The sequence below is a fragment of the Candidatus Eremiobacteraceae bacterium genome, assembly GCA_035710745.1.
GTDB lineage: Bacteria > Vulcanimicrobiota > Vulcanimicrobiia > Eremiobacterales > Eremiobacteraceae > JANWLL01.
In genome coordinates this window covers 171,531-186,914 of sequence record DASTCX010000013.1, presented here as the reverse complement: position 1 = coordinate 186,914, position 15,384 = coordinate 171,531, and the positions used below count along the sequence as shown (strand labels likewise).

Annotated in this window: 16 protein-coding genes and 1 other RNA gene; 13 read left to right on the top strand and 4 right to left on the bottom strand. The window is 63.9% G+C overall.

Annotated features, from left to right (window positions below; translation table 11 throughout):
• The first annotated feature begins 67 nt into the window (after positions 1-67).
• Genes coxB through VFO25_04935 form a run of 5 tightly spaced genes read left to right on the top strand, consistent with a single transcriptional unit; the run spans position 68 to position 3,856 of the window.
• On the top strand, positions 68-1,153 hold the full coding sequence (coxB, locus tag VFO25_04955) for a cytochrome c oxidase subunit II (GenBank protein ID HET9342239.1): 1,086 nt from the start codon (positions 68-70) through the stop codon (positions 1,151-1,153).
• 14 nt (positions 1,154-1,167) lie between these two features.
• Complete coding sequence (gene ctaD / locus VFO25_04950) at positions 1,168-2,826, top strand: cytochrome c oxidase subunit I (GenBank protein ID HET9342238.1); 1,659 nt, start codon at positions 1,168-1,170, stop codon at positions 2,824-2,826.
• A 16-nt stretch (positions 2,827-2,842) separates the two neighbouring features.
• Positions 2,843-3,439: a heme-copper oxidase subunit III gene (locus VFO25_04945; protein ID HET9342237.1), complete on the top strand. Its 597-nt coding sequence runs from the start codon at positions 2,843-2,845 to the stop codon at positions 3,437-3,439.
• 3 nt (positions 3,440-3,442) lie between these two features.
• Entirely contained in the window at positions 3,443-3,658 is a 216-nt protein-coding gene (locus tag VFO25_04940; GenBank protein HET9342236.1) for a hypothetical protein, read from the top strand.
• A 6-nt stretch (positions 3,659-3,664) separates the two neighbouring features.
• Positions 3,665-3,856 carry a hypothetical protein gene (locus VFO25_04935; GenBank protein HET9342235.1) on the top strand — a complete coding sequence of 64 codons (192 nt, stop codon included), beginning with the start codon at positions 3,665-3,667 and terminating at the stop codon, positions 3,854-3,856.
• Positions 3,857-3,996: 140 nt separating this feature from the next.
• On the opposite strand, the gene VFO25_04930 is transcribed toward VFO25_04935, so the two are convergent.
• Positions 3,997-4,584 carry a hypothetical protein gene (locus VFO25_04930; GenBank protein ID HET9342234.1) on the bottom strand — a complete coding sequence of 196 codons (588 nt, stop codon included), beginning with the start codon at positions 4,582-4,584 and terminating at the stop codon, positions 3,997-3,999.
• Between VFO25_04930 and VFO25_04925 the strand changes: the two genes are divergently transcribed.
• From VFO25_04925 to VFO25_04900, 6 genes are all read left to right on the top strand, one after another.
• The gene (locus tag VFO25_04925) at positions 4,585-5,358 is read left to right on the top strand and encodes an SCO family protein (GenBank protein HET9342233.1); all 774 of its coding nucleotides are present in this window, start codon (positions 4,585-4,587) and stop codon (positions 5,356-5,358) included. It begins immediately after the preceding gene.
• Between the two features lie 89 nt (positions 5,359-5,447).
• A complete protein-coding gene (locus VFO25_04920) occupies positions 5,448-5,621 on the top strand; it encodes a hypothetical protein (GenBank protein ID HET9342232.1) in 174 nt (57 codons plus the stop codon).
• Between the two features lie 69 nt (positions 5,622-5,690).
• Positions 5,691-6,056 carry a carboxypeptidase-like regulatory domain-containing protein gene (locus VFO25_04915; GenBank protein HET9342231.1) on the top strand — a complete coding sequence of 122 codons (366 nt, stop codon included), beginning with the start codon at positions 5,691-5,693 and terminating at the stop codon, positions 6,054-6,056.
• Positions 6,057-6,221: 165 nt separating this feature from the next.
• The gene (locus VFO25_04910) at positions 6,222-7,052 is read left to right on the top strand and encodes an IclR family transcriptional regulator (protein HET9342230.1); all 831 of its coding nucleotides are present in this window, start codon (positions 6,222-6,224) and stop codon (positions 7,050-7,052) included.
• Positions 7,045-8,040: a D-glycerate dehydrogenase gene (locus tag VFO25_04905; GenBank protein HET9342229.1), complete on the top strand. Its 996-nt coding sequence runs from the start codon at positions 7,045-7,047 to the stop codon at positions 8,038-8,040. The genes VFO25_04910 and VFO25_04905 overlap by 8 nt, the downstream gene beginning before the upstream one ends.
• 33 nt (positions 8,041-8,073) lie before the next feature.
• Positions 8,074-9,216: a glycerate kinase gene (locus VFO25_04900; GenBank protein HET9342228.1), complete on the top strand. Its 1,143-nt coding sequence runs from the start codon at positions 8,074-8,076 to the stop codon at positions 9,214-9,216.
• 55 nt (positions 9,217-9,271) lie between these two features.
• Here VFO25_04900 and VFO25_04895 read toward each other — a convergent pair whose 3' ends face one another.
• Together VFO25_04895 and rapZ are read right to left on the bottom strand one after the other, a co-directional pair.
• The gene (locus tag VFO25_04895) at positions 9,272-10,606 is read right to left on the bottom strand and encodes a gluconeogenesis factor YvcK family protein (GenBank protein ID HET9342227.1); all 1,335 of its coding nucleotides are present in this window, start codon (positions 10,604-10,606) and stop codon (positions 9,272-9,274) included.
• Positions 10,593-11,528 carry an RNase adapter RapZ gene (gene rapZ, locus VFO25_04890; protein HET9342226.1) on the bottom strand — a complete coding sequence of 312 codons (936 nt, stop codon included), beginning with the start codon at positions 11,526-11,528 and terminating at the stop codon, positions 10,593-10,595. Before rapZ ends, VFO25_04895 begins: the two co-directional genes overlap by 14 nt.
• A gap of 97 nt (positions 11,529-11,625) precedes the next feature.
• Here rapZ and VFO25_04885 point away from each other — a divergent pair, with 97 nt between their 5' ends.
• On the top strand, positions 11,626-12,024 hold the full coding sequence (locus VFO25_04885; protein HET9342225.1) for a DUF2203 domain-containing protein: 399 nt from the start codon (positions 11,626-11,628) through the stop codon (positions 12,022-12,024).
• A 76-nt stretch (positions 12,025-12,100) separates the two neighbouring features.
• On the opposite strand, the gene rnpB is transcribed toward VFO25_04885, so the two are convergent.
• An RNA gene (gene rnpB / locus VFO25_04880) (RNase P RNA component class A) lies at positions 12,101-12,465 on the bottom strand.
• An 89-nt stretch (positions 12,466-12,554) separates the two neighbouring features.
• On the opposite strand from rnpB, the gene VFO25_04875 reads away from it, so the two are divergent.
• Positions 12,555-15,263 carry a zinc-dependent metalloprotease gene (locus VFO25_04875; protein HET9342224.1) on the top strand — a complete coding sequence of 903 codons (2,709 nt, stop codon included), beginning with the start codon at positions 12,555-12,557 and terminating at the stop codon, positions 15,261-15,263.
• Positions 15,264-15,384 lie beyond the last annotated feature (121 nt).

Sequence of the window (15,384 nt, the reverse complement as noted above, 5' to 3'; positions counted from 1 at the left end):
AGCGGCATTTCGTGCGAGGATGCATGCGTCCCGTCGTGGTAGACCTGCGAGCGGGAGCGAACGATACGTGAATACGGGGCACGAAGAGCACAAGCTCGACGCGGGGTTCTGGCGAGCGACCATCGTCATGGGCGTCATAAGCGCGCTTGGCATGTGGGGCGTCGTCGTCTTCCCCATCGAGCGCTACGTGCCCGAAGCAGCCGGCATCGCCGTCAAGATCGACTGGCTCTTCAAATTCATGGCGTTCTTCAGCGTGCCGATCCTCGTCTACGTCAACGGCTACATGCTCTATTTCACGGTCCGCTATCGCAACCGCAAAGGCCAGCCGAAGGACCAGCCCGGTTCGTCCATCCACGATCACAAGACGCTGGAGTTCTGGTGGACGGCGATCCCGTCGGTGCTCATGCTCGTGCTCGGCGTCTTGAGCTACATACTCATCCCTCAGTACTACACGGCGCGCGCGGCGACGGCCGACAGCGTGACCATCGAAGCCATCGGTCATCAATTCTCGTGGGAGTTCCGGTATCCGGGCCTCCGCGATCCCGTGCCCGACGAGCTCCACCTCCCGGTCGACGTGGCGGTGACGATCGACGTGACGTCGACCGACGTCATCCACTCGTTCTGGGTTCCGGCCTTCCGGATGAAACAGGACATGATCCCGGGTATGGTCGTGCCGATGACGTTGACGCCGACGAAGGTCGGGAAGTACGAGATCATCTGCACCGAGTTCTGCGGAGTCGGCCACTCAGGGATGCGCGACCGCTACGTCTACGTCCAGTCGCAGAGCGACTTCGACGCCTGGTACGCCGCTCAGAAGACGAAGCAGGCGCACGCGCCGACGGAAGTGACGGCTGCCGTGCTCGCCTCGGGCGACGCCGCTGCGGGCCAACAGCTTTTCAACTCGCGATGCACGACGTGCCACAACGCGGCGCCGTTCGATAAGCGTAAAGTCGGACCGGGCCTCGCAAACCTCTTCCACGACCCGGCGCATCCCAAGCTGCTGAGCGGCAAGGCGCCGAACTCGGCGGACGTCGCCGATATCCTCGAACATGGACTGTCAGGCCCGATGGGTCAGATGCCGAACGCGCAGTTGAACGGACTGAGCCCGAAAGACATCGCGGATCTCGTCGCCTACCTGAAGACGCTGAAATAGGGCCGGGAGAAAGAATGCAAGCCGCCGTCGGAACAGCGCACGTCACTCACGGGCACATCCACCCGCCGCCCGACACGTTCATCAAGAAGTACATCTTCAGCCAGGACCACAAGGTCATCGCTGTCCAGTATTTCATCACGAGCGGCCTGTTCTTCGTGCTCGCCGGACTGCTCGCCGAGATGATGCGCGCGCAGCTCGCATCGGCGAACAACACGCTGCTGAGCCCCACGACGTACAACGAAGCGTACAGCGTCCACGGCTCGGCGATGGTCTGGCTCGTCATCATCCCGATCCTCACCGGCGCGTTCGGCAATCTCATCATGCCCCTGCAGATCGGTGCGCGCGACGTCGCGTTCCCGTGGCTCAACATGTTCAGCTTCTGGCTGTTCCCGCCCGCCGGCATCCTGCTCTTCGGCAGCTTCATCTGGGGCGCGCCCGAGGCGGGCTGGACCGAGTATCCGCCGATCAGCCTCGAGCAATCGTTCGGCACGAGCATGTGGTGCATGGCGATCTTCCTCATCGGCGTGTCGAGCACGATCACCGGGTTGAACTTCCTCGTCACGATCATCAAGATGCGCGCGCCTGGCATGACGTGGACACGCATGCCGCTCTTCGTCTGGGCGACCGCGGTGACGGCGTTCCTCTCGTTCATCGCGACCGCAAATCTGTCGGCGGCGCTCCTCGGCTTGCTCATCGAGCGTACCTTCGGCGTGCCGTTCTACGACCCGGCGAAAGGTGGCAGCCCGGTCCTCTGGCAGCACATCTTCTGGTTCTATTCGCATCCGGCGGTCTACATCATGATCTTGCCGGCGTTCGGCATCGTCTCGGAGATCTTGCCGACGTTCTGTCGCAGACCGATCTTCGGTTATAAGGCGATCGCCTATTCGTCCGTCGCGATCGGATTGCTCTCGTTCGCCGTGTGGGCGCACCACATGTTCACAAGCGGACTGGCGCCGTGGGTGCAGTTGCCGTTCATGATCCTGACGATGATCGTCGGCATCCCGACCGGAGTCAAGATCTTCAGCTGGGTCGCGACATTGTGGGGCGGCAACATCCGCCTGACGACGCCGATGTATTTCGTGCTCGGCTTCCTGTCGACGTTCACCTTTGGCGGGATAACCGGCATCATGCTCGCCTCGGTGCCGGCGGACGTCCACGAGCACGCGACGTACTTCGTCGTCGCACATCTGCATTACGTTCTGTTCGGCGGCAGCGTGTTTGGGATCTTCGCCGGCCTCTACTATTGGTGGCCGAAGATGACCGGCCGCATGCTCGACGAGACGCTCGGCAAGATCCACTTCTGGCTCATGTTCGTCAGCTTCAACGCGACGTTCTTGCCGATGCATTGGATCGGTCTCGAAGGCATGCCGCGTCGCGTGAGCACGTACGATCCGCAATACCAAGACACGAACCTGTTCATCTCGATCTCGGCGTTCGTGCTCGGCGCGTCGATGCTCGTCTTCGCGTACAACGCGATCAAGAGCACGATCTCGGGCCGCGAGGCCGGCCAGAACCCGTGGGGTGCTCGGACGCTCGAGTGGATGATCCCGTCACCGCCCCCGTATTACAACTTCGATGACATCCCGGTCGTGCTCTCGGGTCCGTACGATTACGGCAAGCCGTTGCCGTATAGGGAGATCAAGGCCGACCTCAGCTACAAGCCGATCGTATGAGGACGAACGCAGCTTAATGGCGACGCACGCGCTCACCGTCGACGACGCGACGTATCAAGAGGTACGGGACCAGCGGCTGCTGGGCTTCCTGTTCTTCCTCATCAGCGACGTCATCATATTCTCGTCGTTCATCTACGGCTACATCTACCTGCGAAGCACTGTCATGGCGTGGCCGCCGCCCGGCATCGAGCCGGCGGCGCTCTACATGGCGGGCGTCAACTCGATCGTCCTGTTCGGCAGCGGCGCGACGATGCATTACGCGATGGAGTTCTTCAAGCACGGCGACCGGCGCAAGTTCGTCGGCTACATGATCGCGACGATCATCCTCGGGCTCGGCTTCCTCGGCGGGCAGGCGTTCGAGTACTTCAACTTGCTGCACGCCGGCACGAGCTGGCCGTCGAGCATATACGGCGCGGCGTTCTTCACGCTGACCGGGCTCCACGGCTTCCACGTCTTCATCGGGGTCATCTTCCTTATCACCGTGCTGATCCAGGCGCAGCGGGGCACCTACACGCAGCAGCGGTATTTCGGTCTCACGGCCGGCGCGCTGTACTGGCACTTCGTCGACGTCATCTGGGTCGCGCTCTTCTCGCTCCTCTACGTGTGGAAGTAGACGATGGATATCGACGTCGTACTCCGCGTGATCGCGTTCGTCGGCGCCGTCGTCGTCGGCTTGTCCGCGCTCCTATCGCTCGTCGCGGAATGGCCGAAGAAAGGCCTCGACGATAACGTCACCAAGATCATGCTCGCGTTGCTCGCGCTCGGGTGCGTCATCGTCATCTTCGTCGCATTCGGGATATTCCCGGGCATCGCCGGCCCGACGAAAGGCTGAGCTCCGATGAGTGACGAGACGCTCGACGGTTCGCAATACGAGATCCCGCAGAGCCGCGGCATGCCGCCGCCGGTCCGCGCATTTTTCCTCGTCGGACTCGCGGTGATCTTGTTCATGGGCGCGATATCGGCGCTCGAGTCCGGTCATTTCCATGTCTGGCCGGTCGATAGCTCGACCTCGATCCCGCTCGATCGGTGAAGATCTGTGCCATAAGGTAGGGAGCGGTCGAGCTTTAGCTCGACCGGAGACGAGCTTCCGAGTTGCCGATCGCGCAAAGGCAAGACCGCGGCGGTCGAGATAAATCTCGACCGCTCCCTATTTATGTCGCTCCATCTGCGCTATCGCTTGAACGGGCCGATGCCGAGGACGGGGAAGTCTTCGGGGAGGACGCCGGTGCGATGGCCGTCGACCGCGTGGACGCCACCGAATTCTGAGAACTCGAGCATCGCGGGGCGGACGTCGAAAGACAGTTCATCCTTGCCGCGGGCGGCCCACTCGCATGCGACGCGATGCTCGTCGGTGAGCACGGCGACGTAGCCGTTCGAACCGGTGGCCGAAAAATCGTCACGGCCACGCGTTCGGATGTAACCGTCGACGACGAATATCGGCTCGTACGTCTGTCGGAGAGCGCGGAGCGGTCCGATGAGCAATACGACCGCGTAGATAGCGAAGACGACGGCACCCGGCACGAAGATGATGGAGAAGATCCAGTCGTCGTGCGTCGCGTCGGTGCGGCCGTGCGTCCCGAGCCAGTAGCCGAACCAGCCGAAAACGACTGCGATGATCGCTGGCTCGATCGCGATGAGAAACCGGCCGAGCATGCCGCGCCGGACGATGCGACGTTCGTCGTCTCGCCACGGCCGCATGACGAGCGACGCGCGCCGCTGCGCGGGAGTCATCGGCGGTGGGGCGAACCCTCCATCCATATGCGTCTTTTCGCGGCGACGTGGGCGAGCGCCCTCGCGCTCTCGCTGGCACTAAGCTCGACAGCCGTGGCGACGGCCGATCCGACCCTCGCGCCGAACCCCTTCGACCAACCCGCCCAGCTCGTCAAAGCCGGCGATCCGATGCCCGCGACGCGATTTCTCGACCAGCGCGATGCGCCGTTCGGATTCTCAGACCTCCGCGGCGATGCGGTCGCGGTCGCGTTCGTCTACACGCGCTGCCGCGATGCGTGTCCTATCATAACGCGCAAATTCGGCGCGGTCCATTCGCTGCTCGGCGATGGTCCTTTCCGCCTTGTCGAAGTGACGATCGATCCGCGGCACGACACGCCGTCGGTGCTTGCCGCGTACGCACACGAATATGGGATCGAGTCGCCGCAGTGGCGCGTGCTCACCGGTGACGCAGGTGCGGTCGACGATTTCGATCGGAGCATGGGCATACATTCGATCGCATCCGATCCCGACACGATCCTGCACGACGAACGCATCGTGCTCGTGACGCCCGACGACACCGTTGCGGAGATCATCGAAGGATCGTCGTGGACGGCCGCGGATCTCGCGGCCGAAATGAAGCACGTCGCCAACGAACACTCGTCGCTCATGGCGCGTGTCGATCTTGCGCTCGGAGCCGCGCTCGCGTATTGCGGAGGCGCGCTCAACGGGCGCGCCGGCATCGGCGATCTCATCGCGACCATCGCGATCATCGGCGTCGGAATCTGGCTGTTCGTCTGGGTCATCCGCCGGACGACGTCATAAGTCAGCGCCGCTTTCGGGCGCGTCGATTCGGCAGGTGGAACGAGACGGCTTGCCGCACAGCCTGGCATCGCGCCGCGGAAGGGATGATGATGGACCGACCCGATGGGGATTATGAATACGGGGTCCTGACCGGCGAAAGCAAGACGCGTGCATGGCTCGACGAGCTGCTCCAGGCGCTGAACGACGGCTGGGAGCTCGTCCACTTGGGACCGTACAACCCGTCGTACAACGTCGCGATCATCCGGAAACGCAAGACGGAGTAGACGGCGGCGCCCGACATAACGTTACCAGCACGGGGCAATCGAGCAGGGCCGCTTGACAGGAGTCAGACAGTGAACGTTCTTCGACGGATCGTCGGCCCCGGCGTGTTCGCCTCGGCCCTCGTGGCCGCGCTCGCGATCTCCGGCTGCAATAACAACCCGGCCGCTCCCCAGGGCAATTACGGCACGATCATGGGAGTGGTCAAATCGTCGTCCGGCCAGCCGATCGCGAACGCCACCGTCACGGCCGACCTCGTCGTCACGACCCACACGGACGCCAACGGCAAGTACACCCTGCCGCAAGTGCCGATCGATTCGTCCTCGACGACGACTACCGTCAGTTGCTCCGCCAGCGGCTACCAGAACCCGCCGGACCAGCACGTCACGGTTTCGGCAGGCAAGCAGTACGAGGTCGACTTCACCCTCTCTCCCTCGTAAATCACCCCGGCCCGAGCGTCTGGCGGGCGTTTCGCAAACAGGAACCGTCCGAAGCATCCCGGAAAATGTGTCCCGTTCCGAGGGCGCTGCAGCGTCCCATCGCGCACGAATGGCGCATTCCATTTCGCCCCGTCGTCTATCGTGCTCCCAGACCTGGAGGAGATCGTGGCCATCAGTTCAGGCGACTTGAACCCTGCCGCCAAACCGCGCGGCGAATCCAAGGTCAACTCCGTCGACAGAGCGCTCGTCATCCTCGAGTATCTCGGGACCCAGACGAAAGAAGTCGGCGTTCGCGAGCTCGGTCAGGCGATCGGCCTTTCGAAGAGCAGCGTTCACCGGATCTTGCAGACCTTGCGCGCGCGCGGGTTCGTCCGGTGGAACCCGGACAACGCCCGCTACTCGCTCGGCATGCGCGCTTTCGAAGTCGGCTGCGGCATCCTACGCTCGATGGAAGCGCATGCGGCCGCGAAACCGCACCTCGAGCAGCTCGTCAACCAGCTCGGCGAGACGGCCTTTCTCGGCGTCCTCGACGATTCTGAGTTCGTCTACATCGACAAGATCGACGGCCGACGCTCCGTCCGCATGTACGCCGACATCGGTGCCCGCAAGCCGCTCCACAGCACCGCCATCGGCAAGGCGCTCCTCGCGCATCTCGACCGGGCTGAATCCGACCGCATCATCGCCGCGCGCCCGCTCGCGCGATTCACGAAGAACACGATAACGGACGCGGACGCGCTCCGCCAGGAGCTGGAGAAGGTCCGCCGTCAGGGCTATGCCGAGGACAATGAGGAGACCGAGGAAGGGCTCTACTGCGCCGGCGCGCCGCTGTTCAACTACTCAGGTCGGCCGGTCGCGTCGATCTCGGTCGCCGTGCCGAAGATCGGCCAGCAGAACCTCCAACGCGATCGCATCGTCAAAGCGGTCGTCCAAGCCGCCCAAGAGATTTCCGCCAAGCTCGGCTACACCGGCCGCGGCAAAGGCACAACGCTTGGCTAGACCCACGGTCTTCGTCACGCGCGTCATCCCCGACGAAGGGCTGAAGCTGCTGCGCGAGCATTTCGACGTCACGGTGTGGCCACACGACCGCTCGCCGTCGCGAGACGAGATCAGCGAGCAGGCGCGAGGCAAAGATGCGCTCGTGACGCTGTTGACTGAAAAAGTCGATGCTGCCTTATTGGCAGCGCTTCCAAGCGTGAAGATCGTCGCCAACGTCGCCGTCGGTTTCGACAACTTCGACATTCCCGCCGGCACGGCAGCCGGGGTCGTCATGACGAACACCCCGGGTGTCCTCGACGAGACGACCGCCGACCTCGCGTTCGCGTTGCTCATGGCGACAGCGCGGCGCATCGTCGAAGCGGATAAGCTCATGCGCTCGGGAACGTGGGGCGGATGGGGCATCATGCAGATGCTCGGCCACGACGTCCATCATGCGTCGCTCGGCATCGTCGGTTTCGGCCGCATCGGGCGCTGCGTGGCGAAACGTGCGAGCGGCTTCTCGATGAAGGTCGTCTACTCGGATGCGATGGCGGCGCCGCCTGAAGTCGAGCGCGAGCTCGGCGTCCGGCGAGTCTCACTCGACGAGCTCCTGGCGAGTTCGGACTTCGTCAGCGTCCACGTGCCCCTGCTGCCCGAGACTCGCCACCTTATCGACGCCGCTGCGCTGAACAAGATGAAGAGGAGCGCCTGTCTCATCAACACCTCGCGCGGCCCGGTCGTCGAGGAAGCGGCACTCGTCGCGGCGTTGCGCGGCGGCGTCATCGCGGGTGCGGGGCTCGACGTCTACGAGTTCGAGCCGAAAGTATCGCCCGAGCTCGTCGCGATGGACAACGTCGTCTTGCTGCCGCACATCGCGAGCGCGAGCTACGCGACGCGCGGCAAGATGGCCGAGATCGCGGCGCGCAATCTCATCGCGTTCTTCGCCGGCGAGACGCCGCCGACCGCGCTCAATCCCGAAGTCCTCTCGAAGGCACACGCGAAGGCGTAGATGTAGTAGGCCGAGCGAAGCTCGGCTGTACATATGCGCATCCTCGTCGCCCCCGATAAGTTCAAAGGATCGATGACCGGACAGCAAGCCGGCGACGCGATGCGCGCCGGTCTGCTGCGCGTGTGGCCAGACGCTCAGGTCGACGTCGTGCCGGTCGCCGATGGCGGGGATGGGACCGCGACCGCGATGCTCGACGCTGTCGGCGGCCGCCGCGTGACTCGCACCGTTAGCGGTCCCGATGGACGTCCGGTGGATGCGTGGTTCGCATTGTTGGGCGACGGCCGTACCGCGGTCGTCGAGCTCGCCGCGGCAAGCGGGCTCGTGCTCGTTCCTGCGGGCAAGAATGATCCCATGACCGCGACGACGTTCGGCACAGGCGAGCTCATCGCCGCGGCGATCGACGAGGGTGCGCGCCGGATCGTCTCGGCGATAGGCGGAAGTGCGACGAACGATGCGGGAGCGGGAGCGCTATCTGCTCTCGGCGCTCGCTTCTTGGATGCTAGTGGTAGCGAACTTCCGCGCGGCGGCGGAGCGCTCGCGCGTCTTGAGTCGATCGACGACTCTGCGCTCGCAGCCCGTATCCGCGGCGTCACGATCGAGATCGCTTGTGACGTCGACAATCCGCTCGTCGGGCCGAACGGGGCATCGGCCATCTACGGACCGCAAAAGGGTGCGACGCCTGATGACGTCCGGGTACTCGACGGCGCGCTGTCACATTTCGCAGATGTCGTCGCCCAGAAGTCCGGCGCCGATGTCCGCTCGGTGCCAGGGGGCGGCGCCGCGGGAGGAATCGCCGCCGGTTTTCTCGCGCTCGCCGGCGCGCGTCTCGAGCGGGGCGCGGATCTCGTCTTCGATGTCATCGGGTTCGATAAGCGGCTCGATGGCGTTTCGCTCGTCGTCACCGGTGAAGGGCGACTCGACCGTCAAACGCTTGCGGGCAAAGCACCGTCCGCGGTGGCGAGTGCGGCAGCGGCTCGAGGCATCCCCGCCGTGGCCGTGGCGGGCACCGTCGACCTTCGCGGCGACGATCTTGAGAAGTTGCACCTCCTTGCAGCCGAGCCGCTCGTCACGGGAACGCCGTCAGCAGACGACATGCGTCGCGCTCGCGAACTAACGGCGAACTCCGCCGAACGCCTCGCCCGCCGTCTCAAAGACTCGTCGCTGATAACCATGTAGCGGTCGAGCTTTAGCTCGACCGCCGCGGTCGTACCGGAAGAGATACTATCGATTCCTAGTGGTGAATGGCCGTCAAACCTGCCGCGCCGCCGCGCTGGACGATGAGCTTGACGATCGCCTGCGCAAGCTTCTTGCGGTCGTGGCGCACCTGCTGCTCTTCGCTGACGAAACGGCCGGGCACCGGCGTGACGCCGAGCGAGGCGATCACGTCGAAGTCCGGCGCGACCTGATGTGCGCCTTCCGATTCATACGCACGGAGCAGGCGATGCGGTTGTTCCACGTTGACGAGGGCGTAGTCGAACAGCCTTCCGGTCGCAGCGCCGAGCAGCGCGCGCGCGTGATCGCTCGCGGTCATGTCATCGGTCTCGCCCGGCTGCGTCATGATGTTGCAGACGTATACCTTGAGCGCCGGCGCGCGAACGACCGCCGCAGCGATGCCGGGCACGAGCAAGTTCGGCATGATGCTTGTGTAGAGACTACCGGGTCCGAGCACGATGACATCGGCCGCTGCGATCGCTTCGAGTGTTTCGACGAGCGGCTTGCACTCCGACGGGGTGAGCGCGAGCGACCGGATCCGCGATCCGGCGCGAGAGATAGCCGTTTCGCCGAGCACTTTCGATCCGTCGGCGAGCGTCGCTTCGAGCGCGACGTTCGAGAGCGTCGACGGGAGCACGCGACCCTTGATGTTAAGGACCTTGCTGCTCTCCTTGATCGCGCGATCGAAGTCGCCGGCGATGCCGCTCATCGCGGCGATGAAAAGGTTGCCGAACGAATGGCCGACGAGACCGTTGCCCTCGTTGAATCGATACTGGAAAAGGTCGGTCATCATCGACTCGCTGTCGGCGAGGGCAACGAGGCAATTGCGTATGTCGCCAGGCGGCAAGACGCCGAGCTCCTGGCGCAAGCGGCCGCTCGAACCGCCGTCGTCGGTGACGGTGACGATCGCGGTGAGGTTCGCGGTATACTCCTTGAGCCCGCGCAAGAGGGTCGAGAGGCCGGTGCCGCCGCCGATCGCGACGATGCGCGTGCCGCGGTCGAGCTGGCGACGCTCGTAGATGACCTCGACGAGCCGCTGGCTATCCTGCGGGCTCAGCGCGTAGACGATCGAGCGCATCCACTGGCGCAAGCCGAGGTAGATCAGGATGACGCCGACGATCATGAAGATCCATTGGAGCGTCGAAGGCTCGAGCTGCGCGTCTTGGACGACGATGCGGTCAATCGTCTCGTTGACGTGGAAGTTGAAATCGTGCGAATTCAGGACGCGGCCAAAGCCGTCGAGGAACATGAAAACGCCGAGGACCGCGACGAAGAGCCAGCGCTTGACCTGCATCCCCGGCAGCAACCATCGCGACATACGCGTGAGCGCCGCGCGGCCGTCACCGTTGAACATCGCGATACTCCACGAATGCTTCGATGCGTGCGGCGCGCAGATGAGCGGCGAGTTCGTTCGCGAAATAGACCGAGCGGTGGCGTCCGCCGGTGCAGCCGATGCCGATCGTCAGGTGCGCCTTGCCCTCGCGGACGAAACGCGGCACGAGATAGTCGATGAAGCGGAAGAGCTCGTGCTTGAACGACTGCACTTCTTCAGAGTTCTCGAGAAAAGCAGCGACACTGGGATGCGAGCCGGTGAGGGGCCGGAGCTCGTCGACGTAGTTCGGATTCGGCAGGAAGCGGACGTCGAAGACCATGTCGGCGTCGAGCGGGATGCCGAACTTGAAGCCGAACGCGACGATCGAGGCGGTCATCGACTCGACGTGCTGGTCGCCAGCGACGGCGTGACCGAGTTTTTCCTTGAGGGCGGAGAGCGTCAGCTTCGACGTGTCGATGATGACGTCTGCGGTGTCGCGGATCGACTTGAGTTCCTCGCGCTCGGCGACGATGCTGTCGACGAGGCGGGCGCCTTGCGCGCCGCCGCGGCCCGCTAGCGGATGCTTGCGGCGCGTCTCTGAAAATCGGCGGACGAGAACGTCGTCGGCGGCGTCGAGAAAGATGACGCGGTGCGCGATGCGTTCGCGGTCGAGCGAGCGCAACTGTTCGGCGAGGTCGTCGCCGAAGATCTCCTCACCGCGGATGTCGAGGACGAGTGCGACCTTGCGCAGATTCCGGCTATTCGAGCAGAGCTCGGCGAATTTCGGTATGAGGCTGGGGGGAAGGTTGTCGACGCAGAAATACCCGAGGTCCTCGAGGCATTTGGCGGCTTGACTCTTGCCGGCGCCCGATAACCCGGTGACGATGACGAAATGCGTGTGCGCGACGGGCCGTTGGCCGTCACCGCCCGCGGGCTCGACGCCTTCGACGTGCTTTGCGCTCACGTGTCATATGTTAGCGAAACGGCGGACGGAGACCCGCCGCTAGTCCGGCGCGCCGACGAGCAAGGCTCGGCCGCGCCGGTCGAGAAAACACCCGGCGATGAAAGTCTTCCGTCTCGAAGAAGCTAACGCACTCATACCTGTCGTCCGGCCCCTGTTGGAAGACCTCGTCCGTCGACGCCGCGATCTCGCGATCAAGCTGCTCGAAGCGGATACCGCGCAGCGGATGGCCGGTGACGCCGGCGGTGCTCAGCGCGCCGCGACGCAAGCTCGGCAGGCAGAAGAGATGCAAGAGGCCGTGCTCGGGCTCATCGAGACCGTGCACAAACACGGCTGCATCGTCAAGGACCTCGATCTCGGGCTCGTCGACTTCCCCGCGCTCCGCAACGGTCAGCTCATCAATCTGTGCTGGAAGATGGACGAGCAGACGATCGGATTCTGGCACGGGATGGATGAGGGTTTCGCGGCGCGCAAATCGATCTCACGCCGCCGCAAGTAGCGATCGCTTTTAGCAGCGGATTGATCGCGGCGGTCGAGATAAATCTCGACCGCTACAACTCATTTGCGCAGTCAAATTGCCGAGACGCGCCTGTAAGCCGGGTTCTGTGGCCGCGATCGCTCGCGGTCGACGATCATCTCTCTAGGACATCCGTCGCCGGATGTCTCGTGCGACGCGTCGTGGGTCGGGCGGGCAGCCCGCGCCGCGTTTGCGGCGAATCCCACTGGTCTTGCTCCGGGTGGGGTTTGCCCGGCCGGGAACTTCCATTCCCGCCGGTGCGCTCTTACCGCACCATTTCACCCTTACCACCGCGCAAAGCGGTGGCGGTTTGTTTCTGTGGCACTTTCCTTCGAGTCGCCTCGACCAGCCGTTAGCTGGCACCCGTGCCCGATGGAGCCCGGACTTTCCTCGGCGTTCGGCCGCGATCGTCCAGCGCGCTCGGCGACGTCATCATACCACAAAGGTCGGCGCTTTCGCGCGGTCGTAGCCTCGCGCGGGGCTCGCCATCTTCCTTAGAAAGGCCCGCTCTAGTGCGACGACGGTCAGTTGCGGCGGCGTTCGCCGCCTTTATCATGGGTTGCGGTGCTATTGCCGCGCTTGCATCGGCACCTCCGTCGCCGGCTCCAAGCCCGGTTCCGAGCCCGACGGCAGCTGCGTCGCCCGGCCATGCTAACGGCACAGTCCAGACGACGATCGTGCCGGCGCCGCCGCCGCCCGGAAGCGACGAGGGAGTGATGTCGTACGATCGCTTCACGACCGGCGCGTCGCCGCAGCCCGGATTGTTCACCGTGTGGCGAAAAGCGGGGCAAGTGTATTTCGAACTGTCAAAGGATCAGTTCGACAAACCGTATCTCCTCGTGCCGATACTGTCGAGCGGTCTCGGCGGCGGTCTTTTCTCCGGCATCGACTTCGATCCGATACTCGTCCAATTCCACCGCAACGGTCCGACCGTCTATACGACGGAGCAGAACTCGCACGCGACGGCGCGAGCCAATACGCCTGCCGCGCTCGCGGTAGCCCTGTCGTACCCGCAGTCGGTCGTCGACGCGTCGCCGATCACAGCCATCAACAAAGACAGCGGCGACGTCGTGTTCGGCGCGACCGTATTCCTCAGCGACTTGCTCGACCTCACCGACATCATCAACCCCCAGGGCGGCATTTCATTCGGACCGGTTGCACGCTATCACCTCGACTCGCGTTTGAGCTACTTCGGACCGACGAAATCGTTCCCGAAGAACGTCGATCTCGAAGCCGATCTGACGATGTCGTCGTTCAACGCCGGCCCGACGGACACGGTGCCGGATTCGCGCAGTCTGTTCTTGCGCGTCCACTATTCGATCGTCGAACTGCCCAACGACGGTTACAAACCGCGCTTCGCCGACGATCGCATGGGGTACTTCATAACCGCGATGCGGCAGTACGACGATCCGGAGACGCAGACGAGCTTCGTCCGCTATATCGATCGCTGGAACATTCAGAAGACCGACCCGAGCGCGCGTGTATCGCCGGCGAAAAACCCTATCGTCTACTACCTTTCCAACGACATTCCGTACAAGTACCGTGCGCCGATCCGAAACGCGCTGCTGACGTGGAATAAAGCGTTCGCCGCGATCGGCATAACGAACGCGATCGTCGTGCGACAGCAGCCAAATGATCCGTCGTGGGATCCAGACGATGCGCGGTACTCGGTCGTCCGCTGGGTCGTCAGTCCGTACGACGCCTTCGCCTACGGTCCGTCGTTTGCCGATCCTCGCACCGGCGAGATCTTCCGAGCCGATGTCGTCATCGATGCGAACCTCGTGCGCTTCGGCGCGGATCAAGCCGCGGATCTCATCGATCCCACCCTCGGAATGTCGAACGCGCAGCGCGCGCAGTGCGTGCTCCACGATTGCGACTACGGTTACGGCGAACACGAACACGCCGCGTGGGCGGCCCTCGCGCTATCGATGGACAGCGGTGCACGCTTCGGCGATCCGCCGCCGGAGAAGTTCGTCGACGGATTTTTGCAGTCGATCGTACTTCACGAATCGGGTCACGATCTCGGCCTGCGCCACAACTTCGCCGCCTCGACCGTCTACACGCATGGGCAGCTGCACTCGGCGAGCTTCACAGCGGCGCATGGGCTCACGGGGTCGGTCATGGATTACACGCCCGTGAACCTGTCGCCGCATGGGCAGCCGCAAGGTCTGTACTTCCAGACCGTCCTCGGACCGTGGGATTACTTCAACATCAAGTACGGCTACGGACAGTTGTCCGGCAAGTCGCCTGAGGACGACAAGGCGGCGCTTTCTTCGCTTGCATCGCAGGCGACGAGGTCGGACCTCGTATTCGGCACCGACGAGGATGACGAATGGTTCGACGGCTTCGCGTCAGACCCACGTGTCGAGCAATTCGATCTGTCGAGCGATCCGCTCGCCTACGTCTCGGACGAATTCATGATCGATCATCGGTTGCTCTCGATCATGCCGGCGCGGCTGCCGCTCAAAGGCCATAGTTATGCGGATGTGCGCCGCGGCTTCATCATCTCGCTCGCCAACACGTTTTCGGCGGCGTATCTGGCGACGCACTATATCGCCGGCGAATATTTCTCGCGCGCGCACCGCGGCGATCCAGGCAGCCCCGTGCCGTTCACGCCCGTATCGCGTCCGGTGGAACAGCACGCGTTCTCGCTGCTCGCCACGAACGTATTCGACGACGACGCGCTCCGCTTTTCGCCGGATCTTCTGAACCGGCTCGGCGACTCGCGCTTCAATCACTGGGAAAGCGATCCGAACGCAGGGCTGCGGCTCGACTTCCCCGTCGAGGAGTTCGTCGAGAACAACCAGATCTTCTTACTCGATCAGATGTGGCAGCCCACGGTCCTCGAACGCCTCGACTCGCTCGACGCGCGATCGCCGAGGCCGGGAGCGACGATGCGGCTCGCGGATCTCTTCGACTGGTGCGATTCGGCGATCTGGGGCGATCTGTCGGCTCGGGGCGTGACCACCGTGCCTGAGGTCCATCGGGTGCTGCAGCTGCGTTATGCCGATCTGCTCGCCCACGTCATGCTCAGGCCGGATCCGGGCACGCCGCTCGACGCGAGCGGCCTGGCGCGCCATCACCTCGCAGAGCTGGAGACGCGACTCGATGCCGCACTCGCCCGTGGCGGCTACGACGAGGCGACGACAGCGAACTTCGAGCAGGCGCGAGCGATCGTCAGCCGGGCGCTCTCGGCCTCGACAGTCTTGCCTGCGATGTAACCGCTGAATCCGTTAGATGTGGTATGCCGAGCGCAGCTCGGCGCGCGCCCACTCATCCGAGCTTCGCTCGGAATACCACATTCTAAGGCAAAGCAGGGATTTGGTTTAGGTCTCATATATT

Excerpts from the sequence above, each read along its gene's own strand:
- ctaD (HET9342238.1), top strand. The coding sequence starts at position 1,168 with ATGCAAGCCGCCGTCGGAACAGCGCACGTCACTCACGGGCACATCCAC.
- VFO25_04945 (HET9342237.1), top strand. The coding sequence starts at position 2,843 with ATGGCGACGCACGCGCTCACCGTCGACGACGCGACGTATCAAGAGGTA.
- VFO25_04940 (HET9342236.1), top strand. The coding sequence starts at position 3,443 with ATGGATATCGACGTCGTACTCCGCGTGATCGCGTTCGTCGGCGCCGTC.
- VFO25_04935 (HET9342235.1), top strand. The coding sequence starts at position 3,665 with ATGAGTGACGAGACGCTCGACGGTTCGCAATACGAGATCCCGCAGAGC.
- VFO25_04930 (HET9342234.1), bottom strand. The coding sequence starts at position 4,584 with ATGGATGGAGGGTTCGCCCCACCGCCGATGACTCCCGCGCAGCGGCGC.
- VFO25_04925 (HET9342233.1), top strand. The coding sequence starts at position 4,585 with ATGCGTCTTTTCGCGGCGACGTGGGCGAGCGCCCTCGCGCTCTCGCTG.
- VFO25_04920 (HET9342232.1), top strand. The coding sequence starts at position 5,448 with ATGGACCGACCCGATGGGGATTATGAATACGGGGTCCTGACCGGCGAA.
- VFO25_04900 (HET9342228.1), top strand. The coding sequence starts at position 8,074 with ATGCGCATCCTCGTCGCCCCCGATAAGTTCAAAGGATCGATGACCGGA.
- VFO25_04895 (HET9342227.1), bottom strand. The coding sequence starts at position 10,606 with ATGTTCAACGGTGACGGCCGCGCGGCGCTCACGCGTATGTCGCGATGG.
- VFO25_04885 (HET9342225.1), top strand. The coding sequence starts at position 11,626 with ATGAAAGTCTTCCGTCTCGAAGAAGCTAACGCACTCATACCTGTCGTC.